Origin of the sequence: Lactobacillus sp. ESL0703 (assembly GCF_029433435.1) — a bacterium.
Lineage (GTDB): Bacteria > Bacillota > Bacilli > Lactobacillales > Lactobacillaceae > Lactobacillus.
The window spans coordinates 69,584-87,785 of sequence record NZ_JAQTIB010000001.1; the positions used below are offsets into that span (position 1 = coordinate 69,584).

Here is an 18,202-nt window from a genome sequence, read left to right on the forward strand (position 1 = left end):
ATGTTAGGAAAAAACAATTTCTCTGAAAGAATTAACAAAATGGACATGCAAGCCAAGCATGACCGTTTTTCAATTCGTAAATTAAGTGTTGGGGCAACTTCAGTCCTGCTAGGCTTTACTTTCTTCACTATGGGTGGACAAAACGTTCAAGCTGATACAGTTGATCCTAGTGCACAGACTAAGGAAGTTGAGCAAAATTCTCAAGCAAGTGATGCGGCTCGAGATGCTAAGCAAAATACAACTGATGTATCAACGCCAGCTCAATCTAAGGCTAAGCCAGCGACTAAAGGTGCAGCCAAACTTGATACTTATGATAAATTAAGTAAATTCTTGCGCGATGATAGTGATTCTGCACCAGCCGATAATAATGCTTCTAAGCCTGATTCCAAGCCGGCTGACAATGCGCCGGCTGACCCAGCTAATAACGCTGCAGGACAAACACCTACTGCAGATAAACCGGTGAATCAGCCAGCTGCTAATGAAACTGGTGCAACTAATGAAAATCCAGCAGCAGCTACTGGCAATTCTAAGCCGAATGCAACGGATAATATTACTTCAGATAGTCAGGTTAAGCCTAGTCAGGCAGTTAGTGGCAATACTGCTACGGGTGCAACAGATGATAAGAATAAGGTTACTGGTCAGCAAGACAAGTTGACCTTTAATACAGAATCGCAACCGCCAACAGACGGTAAGAAATTTTCAGATACAACTGATTCAACCGTTTATGTTGCCAATTGGACTGATTTTAAAGCCGCACTGAAGAATAATAATATTCATGACATTGAAGTCATGAATAATCTTCAGGCTCCCGGCGTTCCCGGAATGACCGGCGAAAATCGGATTATTATGCCGGCACGTAAAATTATTATTAGGTCTGGTGGCAATAAAGTTCCTGCTGGCGGTTATATTATTGATTTTCGAATGTATGACCCTGAAGATAGTGACAATAGCAGACAAGGGGCAATGGATATCACCTACCAAAACCTGCGGCTGTACTCACAGACTTATTTGAGTGTTATGAACACAATCGATCAGACTAACAGTCCATCAAGGGTTACTTTTGATAACGTTCAATATACTGGTAGTCAGGTGCTGTATTCTGGACAGTATACAGATGTTCATATTAAGAATAACTTTATGGCTGATGTGGTTGCTTCGTATAAGAATCCTTTGGATCAAACAGATACAGCTGATTGGATAACTGAAGGTAGTAATGGTCAACAGGCTTTCCAATTAAGTGAGAATGGTGAAAAGATTACTTTTGAGGCAAATGCCAATGCCGTTCTTTCAACCAGTGATGGTAATGTTATTCAAATGGGTAACAGTGCCTACAATGCCAATGCAGTCGACAGCTATTACTTAGACGCTAATGGTAATCCGATTAGTATGATTAGTCAGGTCATCATTAAAGAAGGGGCACATGTCACCCTAAATCCGCGTAAAAATCCGGGTAGATGGGACGAAAATGCCGAAGATACAGGCAAAGCCAGCGGGATAGTTTTCCGTAGCGGTTACGGCAACATTGTTGTTAATCAAAATGCCGTTTTGACAATTAATGTCGGTGCTGACGAGAATGGTTCATTTACCTCTTTTAACGGTACGCTTGATCGTCACCGCGCTACCGCAATTGATCTTACTGTTAACGGGGGAACTATTAGTGTTGATGGTACTGTCAATATTAATACGAATGGCGATATTAGCTATTATGGCAATTTGGTCAATGACCGTGGTAATTTAATAATTAATCCGCATGCTGCATTGAATATCACTGGTACCAACATGCAAAATTACTCGGGAACTTTGGTTTCAATTGGTGGTAAAGCTGATTTGGAAAACGGTGCCTTCAATATTAAACTTACTGATCCCAGTGGTACAGATAATAAGGGTGCCGCAACAGGTGGTACTGGTAAAATTACGTTAATTGATTCTTCTACAGCAGGACTGACGGTTAACAACCCGTCCTCATTGATTTTGGACGCGCACCTGAATACCAATAGCGATACGGCGATTATTGGCAGCAATAAGATCACTATTCAAAATGTGCGCCAGAACTTGAATCTTGGCGGCATGAATCTGTCATTACCGCCGTTTCATAAGTTAGTAGTTCATCATTATGATGAGTATGGCATGAACCAAATTTTAGTTGACCAGCTTGAATTACTTAATGGTAAGAAAAAATTAACCGGCGACATTATTAACGCTTTAAAGAAGGATCCGCGTTTAGGTGCAATGCTGGGTAAAATTCCCGGCCTTGGTGACAAATTAGACAGTTTTAAAGATGAGACTTTTGACGAAATTTTTGCTGAGATTATTGAAGCAGCCTTTCTGGATCCAACTAGCATGGGATATAACAACATTGCCTTTGGTCCTGCCAATCCCGACGGCTTTTTAAACATTACCAATGCTCATGTATCTAAACCAGAGCTTGATGATGGTTCAAGAACAGTTAGTGGTCAAGTCATTAATTACAATGAAGCAAAAGACGGCCCGGCAAGTGATGGCATGTTCCAAGGAATTTTACCTGGTGGTACTTATGTTTATATTACTGCGGAAATTTTAAATAACGCTCAGTCTAAGAGCAAGGGAATTTGGGCTGATTCAAAACTTAGCGATGATCCTTATGGCAATACTGATCTTGCGAATATGAATAACGGCTTTACAACTGACAAGATCAATGTAACTTATCCATCAAGAGACAGTGATCCTGATTTACCTAAGAAGATGACTTTCGCAGCTAAAGTTAATCCCGACGGTAGTTTCAGCTTTACCTTACCAGCTAAGTTTACTGCTGGTTTGGAAAAAGGCGACGTTATCAAATTAACGCCAAATGCTAACTTCATTAGTTATGGTCCGCAAGATGTTCCGACCGTTCTTGATTTAGATATTCTTACAATTCAAGATGCTCAAAGTGCTGCGCAAGAGGCAATTAACCAGTCAGCGCAAGAGGCAATTGCTAAGGTTGATGCGGCTGCTAAAGCTGATCCAGACCAAACGCCAGCGCACCAACAAAAATATCAAGATTATAAAGATGCAATTAATAAGGCGCAAGGGGATGCTTTAAAAACACCAACGACGGCTGATGATCCGGCTTCAATTTATAATCCTAACAATGATATTAGTGAGATTAACCATCGTAAACAAGCAGCTCTGGATAAGATTAATCTTAATGCCGCTAAGTCCCAAGCATATGGCGATGTCCAACAGTATTTAACTGCTGCTAAGAATGACTTGCACAATGCTCAAGCAGCTGATGATGCAATCCCTTCTGCAGCTACTCAAACTTCAATTGCGGCAATTGATGATGCGACCGATCAGGCTGCAGTTAATACGGCAGAGACAACTGCCAAGAAGGGAATTTTAGGTGATTATCAACAAGCAGTTCAAGCTGCCCTGAAGAATTATCACTCTCCTGCAGATGCAGACTTTGCCAAGTTAAACTTGTCGGATTCACAAAAAGCAACTTATCAAGCTGCCATTAATAGTGCCACTAGCTTTAATGACTTGGCTTATAAGGGTGACGGAACTGAGTTTAATAATAGCGCGGCAATTTTAGCAGCTTATAAGCAAATCGATACAACCTATCGGAAGGCGAGAGCAACGTCTGCTTTGCGTAATTATCGTGATAGTGTTACTAAGAAATATCCAAAATTAGCAGATGAAATTAATGCGGCATCTGCCAAGCAAGAAGCTGTTATTCAAAATGAAACTAATGACAGCAACTTGCAAGACAGTATTACTGATCCCGCTCAACCTGCTGAAGCAACTGACGCCAATCGCGCTAACGTCCCTGATGACCAGGTTGGAATAAGCAATATCGACAATGTTGTGAAAACTTATAAGCAAGGTCTGCAAAATAATATTAACCAACAGCACGATGATTTAAATAAAGAACTTGCCGATCTTCAAAATCTGTTAAATAATCATGGCGCAAGTGGCAATTCTGATATTGCCAATGGTTTTAAAGATTTAGCCGATGAATTGGCCGAAGCAGCAGCAATTGCTAAAGGTCAAGATCAAGTAACTGCTGGTGATCCAGAAGATGCTGGGGCAATTGACAAGGGTAAAGATGGCGCTGCAACTGATGCTGCCCACCAAAAGGCGCAAGACCTGCTTGATGATGTTAACCATCGACTTGCTGCATTAAAAGAATTAGAAAAATACGCTGCAGATGCTGCTAATAAGAATCAACAGAATAAATCTAAAGTCGATCAAGCTTTAATTGATGCTGCTAAAGATATCTTCAAGGCTCCTAAGGATGAAGCAGGAAAAACGCCAATTACGGATGCTCTTAACAAGGGCAAAACTGCAATTGATAACGTTATTAAATATAGTAGTGCTAAAGAAGAAATTGAAAATGCGGCTGCAGCAGCGCACGATAGTGTTAACAAGTCACATGCTACTCAAAAACAAAAGGATAAGTACAATCAAGCAATTGATGCTGCTAAGAATGCTGCATTAAATGGGCAAGCTGATAGTGATGATAAATCATCAATTTATGCACCAAATGTTGCTGACAAGCCTGATGAGATTAATCATCGCAAGCAGAGTGCTATCAATAAGATGAAAGCAGCAGCTGGTAAGGCAGATCTTGATGGGTATGCAGAAGACGTTAAGCATGATTTGGGGATTAGTTCTGACGATGATATTGCCGCGGCGACAGCAGCTGGTGAAGACGCTATCGATCAGATTAACCCTGATTCAGGTGTATCTAATGATAACGATATTGCTAGTGCTGAACAGGCAGCTAAGAACAATATTTTGGCTGCTGCTAAGAAAAACGCTGATAAGCAACTAGCTGATAAAGAACAAACAGTTGAAGATGCGCTTGATAAGTTACCAACATTAACTGGTGATGACCTAGCTGCTGCAAAGCAAGAAGCAAAAGATCTGCTTCATAATGGTGCGGGCAATGGCTCACAAGATCATGTGAATGCAGCTAATGATAAAGATGGTGTTAAGAATGCACTGCAAGATGGATTAGCCGATCTTAATCATTTCTTGTTGACCGCAACTAATCATGATAAGAAGCAGCAGGCAGTAAATGAAGTTAATCAAAAACGCGATCAGGTAATTAAGGACATTAACGATCATCAGAAGTACCCACATTTAAGTGATCGAGAACGTCAAGATTTAATTGACCAAGCTACTGATACTGCTAAACAAGGTGCAGACAGTATTTTAAACGGCAAAGATACTGATGTTGATACTAATAAAAATACGGCTGAAAAAAATCTTGATAATCTTCTAAATAACGCTAGCTCAATTGATGCTGGTCATGGTAAAGAGCTTGAAGCAGCTCGGCAGCAGGCATTACAAGACTTAGCTGCTGCTAAACAGCAGGCTCATGATCGCGTTAATAAGTATTCTGACGACCAAGTTAGTCAGGAAAAGAAAAATGCCATTCTCAATCAGATTGATAAGGATTATGAAGCTGCTAAGAATGCAATCAATACTGCCACTAATAATACGGACATTACTAATGCTGAGCAAAATGGTGCAGTGACAATTGGTAATGATGCAGGAAAGGCTAGTCTTGAAGCAGATAAGTCTGCGGCACTTAATGCTTTAGGCAAGCAGCGTGACCAGGATAAAAACGCGGTTGACCAAGCTGCTAAAGACGGCAAGATAACACCGCAGCAGCAAAAGGCCATGAAGGATAAAATTGATGGCTTTTACAATGACGGTGTTGAAGATATTAACAATGCTGCGGATTCTAATGACATTTCATTGGCTCAGGATACAGCAATTAACAAGATGGATAACGTTGTCAACGGAATTGACAATACAGCCTTAGCTAATGCTCATGATAAGGCAAATAATGATTTAGATGCTCTGGCAACTGATATTAAGAATCATATTGATGGGTTACCAAATCTCGGCATTGATGAGAAGAATAAACTTAAGCAGGATGTTGATAATGCCCTAGATGCTGCCCACGATGCCGTTAATAGTACTAAGATACCGGCTGATGCTAATACAGCTTCGCAAGTTGGGCAAAATAACCTCGCAACTATTGCCAACAATGCTGATTTGCAAGATGCCCAGAATGCCGCTAAGCAAAAGCTTGATGCTGAAAAATCTCGTGTCAATCAAGCTTTGGATGGTCTACAAAACCTTGACCAGGCCAGTTTAGATGCACTGAAGCAAGATGTTAATAATGCTTATAATTCAGCTATTAATCATATTAAAAATCCTAATCCAGCAACGACAGCTCAGGTTGGTAAGGATGCTCAAGCTGGCGTTGATGCAATGGATGATATTCTTAATCAAGCACAAGGACTAGACCAAGTTAAGACTAATGACAAACAGGATATTGCTAATGCTGCCCAAGCTGCCAACGATCGCGTTGATAAGTCCGACTTAAGTGACCAACAGAAGCAGGCTGCTCATCAGGCTATTAATCAAGCTGCCAATGATGCTAAAGAAAAAATCAATGGTGCAACTAGTCTTGCTGATGCTAATAATAAAAAGAAAACAGGCTTAGATGCAATTGCCGCTGCTGAAGCTGCTGCAAATAAGGATTATCTTGATGGCTTAAAGCAGCAAGCCAACAATAAGATTGACGAAATCAGTGATGCAGCCAACACTGCTCTTAATGACGAATGGAATAGCTTGAATGAGGCGGAGCAAGCAGCAGCTAAGCCGGCATTTGACCAAGCTCATAAAGATATTGAGTCGTCTAGAACTCAAGGGCATAATGATGTTAATACTGCTAAAACCCCAGATGAGATTAATCAAGCAACTAATCAGACCAACCTTGCTGTGATTGAAGCCAAGAAGTCAGCCTTTTTAGCTTCAACTAAGGAGAAGGGTAAGCAAGCACTTCATGATTATGGTGAGCAAATTAAGAACCAATTGCCAGCAGAAGGTAAGTATCGTGACCAAGTAGATAAGTTGGTAGCTAATGGTTGTGATGAAATTGATGATGACCAGACACCAGAAGCAGTTGCAGCTAGCGTTGCTAAGTATCACAAGTTGATCGATGGAATTAAGAATACTGCTGATTCAGATCACCAAGAAGAAATCAATAATGCTAAACAAGATGCTATTCACGATTTAGATCATGCTTTGAATGGTGATAGTACGACTGATGGCGCAATTAATGAAATCGAAAAATTGCCTAACTTAAGCAGTACTGAAAAAGCTAAGTATGAACAACAAGCTAAAGATGCTCATGATGATTACGTTGATAATGTTAACGGTGACGATAATGTCGATAAGATCCATGCAGATCGTGATGCCGGTATTAATAAGATTAATGAGGCTTTGCAGGCTGCCAAATTGCAAGATCATAAAAATGGTGCTAATAAGCAAATTGAGCAAGCCCGTCAAGATGCCATTGACAAGGTTAATCATGATGCCAATTTGACAGACAAGCAGAAGCAAGATGCGATTGATAAGATTAATAATGCTGCTTCTGAAGAATTTAATGGTGGCAAGTACCAAGTTGATAATTCTAAGGATCAAACGGCCATTGATGCGATTGTTGATAATACTAAGAATAATTTTGACAATATTATTAATAGTGCTAAAGATGATGCCTTGCAAGAAGCAAAAACTGATGCTAAAAATCGCCTGAAAGCAATTGCTGATAAGCTTAATAAGCAGATCAATAATGATCGAACTGCTGGTAAATTAAGTTCTACCCAAGCTGATGACTTACTTGCAGCTATTAATCATGATTTAACTGCCGCTAATGACAAAATCGATAACGCTACAAATCAAGATGCCGTCCAAGCTGCTGAAGATATTGGCAAGTTGGCATTAGATAATGATAGTAGCAATATTAATAAAGACGAAGCCCAGAAAGCTGACCTTGATGCGATTGCCGCTGCCGCTAATGCTGCTAATGACAAGATTGCCCAATATGTAAAAGATCATCCGGGGATGACTCCTGAGCAAATTAAGCATCTTAAAGATGAAGTAGCTAACATTTTAAATAGTACAAACAATGCAATTAATTCTCACCGCCAAGATGCAACTAATGCCATCAATAACATGAATGATGCATTGGCCAGTGGTAAGAAGAAGTTAGACCAACTTACTAACCGGTGGAATTCGAAGAATGATGCTGTTAATAAACTTACTGAACATGCTAAAGATGTTGAGAATGGTTTAACTCATGATAAGTACCCTAACTTAAGTGATAGCGACTTAGCAGATGCCTTGCAGGAAGTTGAAGCAGCCTTTCACCAAGGTAAAGAAGATATCTTTGGTGCAGGCAAGACGGACAACCTTGATACAGTCGAGCACAATGCTGAAAACAATATTGACAAAGCACTTTGGAAATATGATTTAGCCAATGAAAAGAGCAAGGAAATTGCTAAATTAAATCAACATGCCAAGGATCAAGCTGCAGCAATTAATGATTTACCAGGATTATCTGCAGCTCAAAAACAAAACTATCAGGATAAGATTGAAGCTGCTCGTAAGAAGGCTGCTGATAAGATTACCAACACTAACTTACCGCAAAATCCAAGTGTGGCAGATCGTGATCATGCTCTTAATGACATTGCGAATGCTGAACAAGGTAAACCAACGAATGGTGAGATAGCTGATTATGGTGAAGCTGAAATTGACCGGCTTTTAAATGAAGCAAAATTGAATAGTCGTAAGCAACATGCGATTAATGATCTTGATGATTATGGTGAAGCTGCTAAAGACAAGAATCCAGCAGTAGATCAAGCCGCAATTGATAAGATTGTTCATGATGCTGAACAAGATATCAGTAAGGCTCCATCAGATCCAGAAGCTGCTAACTCACCGGAAGCAATTACTGCAGCTGCTAAACAAAAAATTGACAAGCTTGTTAATGATTCTAAGAAGGGTCAAGACAAGGATGCAGCACAAAAGCAACTAGCAAGTGAAAAAGCTGATGCTGATGAGACTATTGATCGTTCACAATTAACTAGTGAACAAAAAGCTGCAGCTCATAAGAAATTGCAAGACTTATATGATGAAATGGTCAGCCGCTTAAATAGCGCTACTAAAGATGAGAATGGTCAAGACTTGTCGGCCAGTGCCTATAATGAAGCAGTTAAGCAAATTAATCATGACTATCAAACATTGATTAATCGCGTTTTGGGTGAGAATACAGATGGAGCTCATTATCCTTGGTTTGATAATGAGGCAGACAATGCTCATCAGGACTTGAGTGATAAGTGGCATGATTTTGAAGGTAGCTTGTCTGATAAGCAGAAGAACAAGTACAAGAATTTAATTGATACTGTCAATAACAGCATTGCGCAACTTGATAAATCGCAAACTGGTCACAAGACTTCAATTGCCGATGCAACTAACGCCTATGATAACGGCTTAACAGCTTTGAACAAGCTCAAGGCAATCAAGGGCGTTGAAGATGCAGAAGCTGCAGCCAATGAGGCAATTGACAAGACTAATTTGACAGATAAGCAGAAGCAAGCTTACAAGGATCAAGTTAAGCAAAATGCAGATAAGACTATTGCTGATATCAATGGGGTTGTTCCAACTGCCAGTGACCAGCCAGGTAATCAAGATAAGATTGATACTGCCAAGCAAAATGATATTGATAAAATTGTTAACGCCGCTGGTACGGCAAATGCTGGAGCCTTAGCTGATGCCCGTCAAAAAGCTAAGAAAGCAATTGATGACGCCTATAATGTCGCTAAGCAAAAGCTAGGCAATGCTTATCAGCCAGGTGGTGCTCTTGATAAGGCACATGAGCATGAATTAGCCAAATTACCAGGCTTGTCATATGATGCCCTTCAAGATCAAACCGCAGCTATCAAGAATGTGGATCAGGGTGCTGTAGATGATGCTGCTAGCTATGCTAATGACCAAATTGACAACTTAAAACATCAAGATGGCTCTAGTTATACTGATGATGAAAAGCAGGCTTTAAAACATCAAGTAGCTAAGGATCAAGCAGCTGGTAAAGATGCAATTAATCAGGCAACTGTTGTACCAGATACGGCATCAACTGCACGCGATCATGCAATTGATCAGCTTAAGGATGATTATACAAATCAAGATAAAATTGAAGATATTTTAGCTAATGATCCAGCAGTTAGTCTTGACCGTGTTAAAGAGCAAGCCCAAAAGGATTTGGCAGCTGTTTATGAAGCTGCCAAGGCTAATTTGCCGGCTGGTGCTGATACTAGTGCGCTTGATGCTGCCTATAATAAGAACAAAGTGATTCTTGGAACCAATGCCGATGAAGTGAAGAAGAATGCGCAAAAGGCACAACAAGATGTTGCGAAGGGTGCGATTCAAGCAGCGGCAACGGCTGCGAAGAAGCGAATTGATGGCTTGAAACATCAAGACGGCACTAGCTATACCGCTGCTGAAAAACAAGCATTGAAGAATCAAATTGATCAAGATGCCGCCGCTGCTAATCGTGCACTTGACCAAGCAAGTGCTGATCGAGACGGTATTAGCAAGGACGAAGCTGAAGCTGCAACTGGTGATGGTACAGTTAGTGGTACTTTAAACGATCAATTAGCAACAATTGCTGGTGATAGTGATGGTAATAGTACTGCAGATAATACTGCATTAGCCAATGATCCAGTGGTACAAAAAGAACGTGCTAAGGCCAAACTACAAACAAGTCATGATAAGGCTGTTCAAGAATTGCATGACAAGTTTGGCAAAGATGCTGATACTTCTAAAGTTGACGCTGCTAATGATGCTGCTCAAAAAGCAATTGATGGTTTAGACGCTAATGCTAATATAGATGATATTCATAATGCAGAAACAGCTGGGGAAAAGGAAATTTCTAAGGGTGTAGTTGAAGATGCCCAAACAGCGGCAGGTAAGTTAATTCACAATATTAAGCATTCAGATACCAACAAGCCATATACCGCTGATGAACAGGCAGCTTTAACTAATGCTGTTCAAGCTGCAGTTGATAAGGCTAACGGCAAGCACGGCTCAATTGATACAACTGATGATGTTGATAAAGCTCGCCAGGATGCAATGCAAGATATTCTTGAGACGGTGACTGACGGAACTGGCAAGAACCAAGCAGCTTTAAATGATGATGCAACTGTTCAACATGATCGTGAATTGCAAGTTGCTAAGGACCAAGCCGAAAAAGATTTGCAAACTGTCTATAATGCTGCTAAAAATAACCTACCTAATGGTGCTGATACTACTAACCTTGATAATGCATTCAATCATCATGCACCAATTACTGGTGATAGTGTTGCAGCAATTAAAGAAGCTGCCAAAAAGGCTGAGCAGGATATTGCCAAGGGTGCCATCAAGGATGCAGCTAATGCTGCCAAGAACAACATTAAGAATTTGAAGCACAAGGATGGTTCAGCTTACACTTTTGATGAGCAGGCTGCTTTGAACAATTTAATTGATCAGAACGCTGCTGCCGCAAATGGAACTGCCGCAAAGCCAGGAACAATTGATGCTGCTAGTGCCAATCCAAGCAACTTGTCAGAATTAGAGGCATCTAAGTCTAACGATAATGCCATTGTCAGTGGTGCTTTAAATAACGCTTTGAATACTATTGCCGCAAATGGTTCAGGTAACTCTGATGCTGACCAAACGGCATTAAATACTGATGCAAATCTTGTAGCAGATGCAAAAGACAAGGCTAAGCAAGATGTTATCCAGGCTGGCAAGGATGCCACTGCTGCAGTTGACAAGTTAACCAATCACAAAGATGGCACACCTTATACTGACGCTGAAAAGCAGGCAATTAAGGACGCTATCCAACATGAAGTTGACAAAGCTAATGGTACCAGCACAAATCAGGGTACTATTGATAAGGCTAATACAGCTGCTGATGTTGACACGGCTAAAAACAATGCCTTGAATGCGATTAACAAGTTCAAAGATGATAGTAAGAACAATGATGAAAATTCATTAACACCTATTATTAATGACAATTCAGCTGTCCAAAAAGAACGAAAAGATAAGCAAACGGCTCGTGATAATGTTTCTGCAGCTGCCGACAAAGCGCGCAAAGATTTAGGCGTTGCCAAGGGCAGTAAAGAAGCAGCTGCAATTGACAAGGCAGAGCAAGATGCATTGAATGCGATTGATCAGGTAACTAATGGCAAGTACACAGCTGCTGAAAATTCAGGTTTAGGAAATATCGTTGAAGCTGAAAAGAATACCGTTAAGGAAGAACTCGGTGGTAACTCAGCAGCACTTGATGCCATTTCAAGCAGTGACACCAACCGTGATAATGTTACTGGCAAGCAAAATGCGATTAAGGATGCCTATCATGCAGGTAAAGTTGCTGCTGCTAAGCAAAAGGCTGCGGATAAATTAAAGGCAGCCTACGACGCAGCTAAACAAAAATTAGGTGCTAATGCTGATTTTTCAGCCCTGGATAGAAGTTATCAATTGGCACTCAATAACCTGCAGGGTGATACCGATGATGAACTTAACAAGTCAGAACTAGCTGGCGAACGCCTGATTGGTAAGGGTGCAGTTCAAAGTGCATACGATACGGCAGCTAAGAAGATTGAACAAATGTGGTCGGATGATAATTCACAAACTGCTAAAGATAAGAAGAATGCCTTATTAGAGGCTGCCCAAGGTCTGCTTAATGAAGCCAACGAAGATGACAATGGTACAATTGACCAAGCTCATCATTCAACTGGGGTTAGTGATGCCCGCAATGATGCGATTGATAAGATTAAGGGAATTCATTCCGACAAGGATACAATTAATAACATTATTGATAATGATAAGGTAGTCCAGATTGACAAGGCTCATGATACTGCTGTTGCCGGTGGTGCCGATCAACACAAGGTTCAACAGATTCGTGATGATACAGCCAAGCAAATTAAGCATGACCTGCAAACTGGCGATAAAGAAGCAGCTAAAGAACATGAATTAGCTGGTGAAAAAGAAATTGCCAAGTTAACGGTTCAGGGAGCTGCAGATAAGGCTAAGGATAAGATTAATCATTTGGACTGCAGTGAAGAAGCTAAACAACATTTACGAGATGAAGTTGATAAATTAGTCAATGCTGCTAATGGCAATCAGGGTACAATCGATCACGCAATTGATAGGCCTGGTGTTGACACGGCCAAAGACAATGCTTTAAATGAATTAGCACAAATTACTAGTCCTGAACATGTTGCTCAAGTGGCTGCCGCTTATCCATTTGCAAGTGCCACGCCAGCACCAACACCTGCTAAAGACAAAGCAACTAATGTAACCTTAAAGCACAATGCTTACCTTTATAATGCTGAAGGCAAACAGGCAAGCAAGGCGATTTTAAGGGCAGATTCAGTGGTTGCAACTTACGGAATTACCACAATCAACGGTCGCAAATATTATATTGTTCAAAAGGGTAAATATTACCTAGCAGTAGGCAATGTCATTAGTACGCAAAGACAAGTTAAGCATAATGCTTATGTTTACGATAAGTATGGTATGCGGACAAATAAGCGTGTGCTTAGAGCGGGTCGGATGATTCGTACATACGGCAGCAGTGTTTCAATTCATGGCAAGTCATATTATATTATTGGCAAGGATCAATATGTCAGAGCTGCTAACTTGACTGGCGGACATCAAGCAGCTGCTAGTTCATCTGCAGTAACGCTTCCTGCAGGTGCCACTGCCAAGAAGATGATGCATGATGCCTATCTTTACAATGCCCAAGGTCAACGAGCTAATGGTGTAATCTTGAAGGCTGGCTCAATCGTTAATACCTTTGGTACTAAGATAATTGCTGGCCGGCAATATTTTGCAGTCGCTGATGGCTACTATATTGCTTCTGGTAATATTATTGGTAAAAAAGTTATATTGAAACGTGCGGCATATACATATAATCAGTATGGTCAACGAGTTGAAAAGAAGGTTATGAAGAAGAACCACAAGATAACAATTTATGGTAATCAAATTTCGATTCACGGTAAAAAGTTCTATCTAATTGGTCAAAATAGAGAAGTTAAGAAAAGTAATATTAAGTAATTAATTTGAAAAAGCATTCTAATCGAGTTTGATTGGAATGCTTTTTTGTTTGGTTTTTTCATTTATAATTAAAGGACATCTAACTATATAGGAGAAGCTGATGAAGCACAAATTACTTAAATTATTGCTGCTGGTTGAGTTAGTTATTCTGGGAGTGACGCTAAACCAACAAGTTAAGGCTGAAGAAGCCTATGACATAACCAAGGTGGTGGCAACCGCATGGGTAAAATCCGATGGTTCACTTATAATGAAGCGGCAGATCACCTATGACTTTAATGATGATGTTCATGGCGTGTATTACCAGCAAAATTTAGCTAAGCATCAAGAAATTAAAGACCTTCATATTGCTGTGCAGGACAATAATGAAGAGCCGCAAGCTGCCACAAATTATTCAGTTAAACAGACTGCTGAAGGTGATCGCTTCAAAGTTTATCACCCTGTTTCTGAAGATAGTCGATTGACAGTAACGTATGATTATCGCATTACCAACGCAATTACTAACTATCAAGATACTGCTGAGCTTAATTTTATGATAATTGGCAATAATTGGAATACTGACTTAGACCATGTTACGGCTAGTGTGATTTTTCCAGGACCGGTGAAACAATTAAAGGCATGGGCACATGGCTCGCTTAATGGCGCAATTCGTGTTTTACCAAATCAGGGTAAAATTATCATGACTGCTGATAATCTGAATGGCAAGACGGGGATTGAAGTGCATACGATTTTTCCAGTATCAGTAACAGCGGCTAATAAAAATATTGTTAGGCATAAGCATCGTCAAGCAGTATTAAGGCAAGAAGCAAAATTAGCTAATGAAGCAAATCAAAAGAGACTGCGAGGTCGGATAATTAACTGGATATTGATTGTGTTAGGTTTAATTAGTGGTTTAGCTGCAATTATTAAGGGCTTCAGTGTTAAAAAACAAGGTGTTACCCCCGAAAAAGATGTCGGCTTTAACTCATAATTATGAAATTCCAACAGTTTCACCGGTTATTGCTCAAATTCTAGATAGCAGTCATAAGCCTGATAGTCATGCATTTACGGCTTACTTAATGCAACTTGTGGGTCAGAAAAAGCTGGCAATTAAGGATTATCAAGTTCACCGAAAGACATATTATCGGATAACCATTCTTAACAATGAAATTTTAGCTGATAATGAATTACTGCAGTTTTTGTTTACTCAAGTTGGTGATGGTCAGTCAGTTACAACTAAAGATTTGCAAAATTATCATAGTAAGAAGTTAGGTTCTAAGTTTGATGATTGGATTAAGGATGAGTACCAAAAAGTTGAAACTCAAGGCTATATTGATCGTAATTTGCGTAAAAAGCGTGATGCGATTAGCTATGTAATTCTTGCTCTGATATTTGTTAGCTTTGTTTTGGAATTGATTGCTAATATAGTTTATCAACAATTTACTTTACAATTAATTGCATGTGAAGTAATTGTTATTTTATTAGGAATTGCTGCCTACTTTCGGGTTAACAAACAAATAGGAATTTATACGTCTTTAGGTGCTGAACAAACAGAAAAAGTCCGTGGCTTTAAGAAAATGTTGTCTGATATTGGTAATTTTAAAATGCGCAATGTTGGTGATATTATTTTATGGGCAGATATTATGCCTTATGCAGTAGCTTTTGATTTGGCTGCTAAGGTAGCAAAAGAACTGCAAATTGAGTTTAGTCAAGAAGAACTAGCTACTAACAGTTTTAATACTTATCTTTGGCTTTACAGTGGTGGTCATAATAGTTTCGTGACAAGTTTTAATTCAAGCTTTACTCATGGAATTTCTATGGGATCATCAAGTGCAGGTTCGTCTGGCGGCTTTTCTAGTGGTTCATCAGGTGGCTTTGGTGGCGGCTCAGGCGGCGGTGCCTTTTAAATAAGATAAATTATCAAGCTCTGGCAAATGCCAGGGCTTTTTGATTTGGTATATACTAGAACAATCAGATTAGAAAAGTTGAGAAAAAAGATGTTTGATTACCGTAATAATTTAAAAAGAATTTTAAATAATACCGCTGGCGATGACAAAAGTCTGCGCAATGGCCTAGCTGCAATTAAGATGATACTGGGTATGGCAGGTGACGATACCGCTGCTCCTGAGCCTATGCGTGAGCCACAAGTTGATACTAAACAAGTTAAACTCCTTCTGACTGGATTAGCCGACTTAATTGCTACGCCAGGTGATCCAGCAGCTAAAAATACGGCTCTGTCGGCAATTCACCAGTTGACTTTTACACCTCAAATCGGTAGTAAGTATGGTAAGAATTTAGGCCAATTGGAAAAGGCAATCCAAGCTTCGAACACGACGAAAGATGTCATTAATAAGAAAATTTTTGAGCAGGCAATGCAACCTAAAGAAAAGCCCAAGCGTGACTATCGTAAGGGCAAGCGGTATACGGTAATTAGATTACTTAGCGGCTGCGATTTGATTAATGATAATAATCAGCGTGTCTATACCCTAAAGGAATCGCAAATTCACTCGCTCAATTTAAAGAGTGGCGATATTGTTGAAGCGGTGCCTGAAGATATTAATTCGAATTATGAAGCAACGATTTTACGTGTTGTCGGTTTTAAAAAGCTGCCATCAACAGAAGTAGATAAAATTTCTACCTTTAAATATGCCGTTGTCCAGGGTCGAACAGGGCATTTATCGGTTAGCCGCAATATCAAGGGACAAAAATTGCGCATTCGGGGAAAGTCAGTGTTATTGCCAGTTGACTCAAGTCAATATCAAGAAAGCAATGTTCAGTTAGTTGACGGCTCAATTGTGGATTTAGCTTGGTATGACGGGGATGTGCGTTTAAAGAAGAATCCAGCCGATGCTATTAAATTGCGGTGGGTCTATCAAGTTGACCAACCAAAATCTAAGCCTGCTGTTAAAAAGAAAAAGGTTAAGGCGGTTCAAGATGAGACTGCGATTACCAAATTAGCGCTGGACTTACATTATCAGCGTGTGGGAATTGCTATTGGCGATAATCAGAATGAGGCAATGCTGGAAAGTATTGTTAATCGTTATCACGGAATTCCAATACCAATAGATGCTTTTCAGGGCAAGAAAAAAATGATGGAAAACCAAATTAAGGATTTAGATATTGTGATTCTGGTGACCGCGTTTGCAGCCCATGATAGTACGTGGAATATTCGAGAATTTGCCAGCAAGTATAATGTTAAATTTGCGGTCAGCTCAAGCAAAGGTTACCAAGCCTTTGAGCGGGCATTGTACCGCGCCGCAAAGGGTTTACCTGCATACGAGGGCAATCAAACCATTAAATATGAGACAGAAGACTAATCATTTTTACATATTCCTTGAAGCTAATCGTTATTTCTTATTATAATTAGGAAACAACGATTTTATTTTGGAAGGAAGATGAGATGACAATTAAGAAACAAACACACACTTGGCAGTACTGGCTATTTTTCCTAGGTGGATTAGAAATAATTACGATTGCAATTAACTTCTTTTACGCGCCAATTAATATTGCGGCTGGTGGTTCGACGGGAATTGCGATACTGGTTGATGCCGTTTGGGGGATTAACCGTTCAATAACGGTTTTGGTTGTTAACTCGTTGCTGCTGATTTTGGCAACAGTCTTCTTAGGTAAAGAAACGTTAAAAAAGGTGGCTTTGGGTAGTTTACTATTGCCAATTTTAATGGCAATAACGCCAAGCTTTAAATTGACCAGCAATAATATGCTGGCAGTTATTTATGGCGGTATTTTAATGGGTGTTGGCGTGGCAATGCTGTATCGAATTGATGCTTCGGCTGGCGGGACCACGATTCCACCGTTGATTTTTAAAAAATATTTTTATCTTGACCCAGCGATAACACTGCTGGCACTTGATATGATAATTATTATTTTAAATATCTTCGTTGACGGCATTGAGGCGGTTCTATTAGCGGCATTTTCACAAATTATTACGACGATAACGATGCGTTACACCGAAACGGGTCTGGATAAAAAGTATCAGGTGCGAATTATGAGTAATAATCACCTCGCCCAGATTAAGCAAATGCTGCAGCAGGATTATGATGGCCTGACTGTCTACAATGTTGTCGGCGGTTATAGTTCTGAGGATAAGCAGCAATTGGTGATTGTTGTTGACCCTAACGAATATGGTCAGTTGGTAGCCAAAGTACGCGCGATTGACGGTGAAGCATTTATTATTACCGAAAATATTGCCAAAGTGCACGGCGGCAAGTGGCAAATTTGACTTATACTTTACTGAATGATAAAACTAAATTATATAAAATTTTATATGATTATAATTAGTTTA

At 39.9% G+C, this 18,202-nt stretch carries 5 protein-coding genes; all 5 read left to right on the forward strand.

Annotation, left to right across the window (positions count from 1 at the left end; translation table 11 throughout):
• The 5 genes from PT278_RS00280 to PT278_RS00300 all read left to right on the forward strand — a co-directional run bounded on the left by PT278_RS00280 (position 1) and on the right by PT278_RS00300 (position 18,139).
• A complete protein-coding gene (locus PT278_RS00280) occupies positions 1–13,923 on the forward strand; it encodes an SLAP domain-containing protein (RefSeq protein ID WP_277129446.1) in 13,923 nt (4,640 codons plus the stop codon).
• Positions 13,924–14,023: 100 nt separating this feature from the next.
• On the forward strand, positions 14,024–14,890 hold the full coding sequence (locus PT278_RS00285) for a DUF2207 domain-containing protein (RefSeq protein WP_277129447.1): 867 nt from the start codon (positions 14,024–14,026) through the stop codon (positions 14,888–14,890).
• Positions 14,871–15,806, forward strand: coding sequence for a DUF2207 domain-containing protein (locus PT278_RS00290; protein WP_277129448.1), 936 nt, complete (start codon positions 14,871–14,873; stop codon positions 15,804–15,806). The genes PT278_RS00285 and PT278_RS00290 overlap by 20 nt, the downstream gene beginning before the upstream one ends.
• Positions 15,807–15,896: 90 nt before the next feature.
• Positions 15,897–17,216, forward strand: coding sequence for a DUF2325 domain-containing protein (locus tag PT278_RS00295; RefSeq protein ID WP_277129449.1), 1,320 nt, complete (start codon positions 15,897–15,899; stop codon positions 17,214–17,216).
• Positions 17,217–17,299: 83 nt separating this feature from the next.
• Positions 17,300–18,139 carry a YitT family protein gene (locus PT278_RS00300; protein WP_277129450.1) on the forward strand — a complete coding sequence of 280 codons (840 nt, stop codon included), beginning with the start codon at positions 17,300–17,302 and terminating at the stop codon, positions 18,137–18,139.
• Positions 18,140–18,202: the final 63 nt, after the last annotated feature.

Bases quoted from the DNA above. Each gene is read 5' to 3' on its own strand.
- PT278_RS00300 (WP_277129450.1), top strand. From the start codon at position 17,300: ATGACAATTAAGAAACAAACACACACTTGGCAGTACTGGCTATTTTTC.
- PT278_RS00295 (WP_277129449.1), top strand. From the start codon at position 15,897: ATGTTTGATTACCGTAATAATTTAAAAAGAATTTTAAATAATACCGCT.
- PT278_RS00290 (WP_277129448.1), top strand. From the start codon at position 14,871: ATGTCGGCTTTAACTCATAATTATGAAATTCCAACAGTTTCACCGGTT.
- PT278_RS00280 (WP_277129446.1), top strand. From the start codon at position 1: ATGTTAGGAAAAAACAATTTCTCTGAAAGAATTAACAAAATGGACATG.
- PT278_RS00285 (WP_277129447.1), top strand. From the start codon at position 14,024: ATGAAGCACAAATTACTTAAATTATTGCTGCTGGTTGAGTTAGTTATT.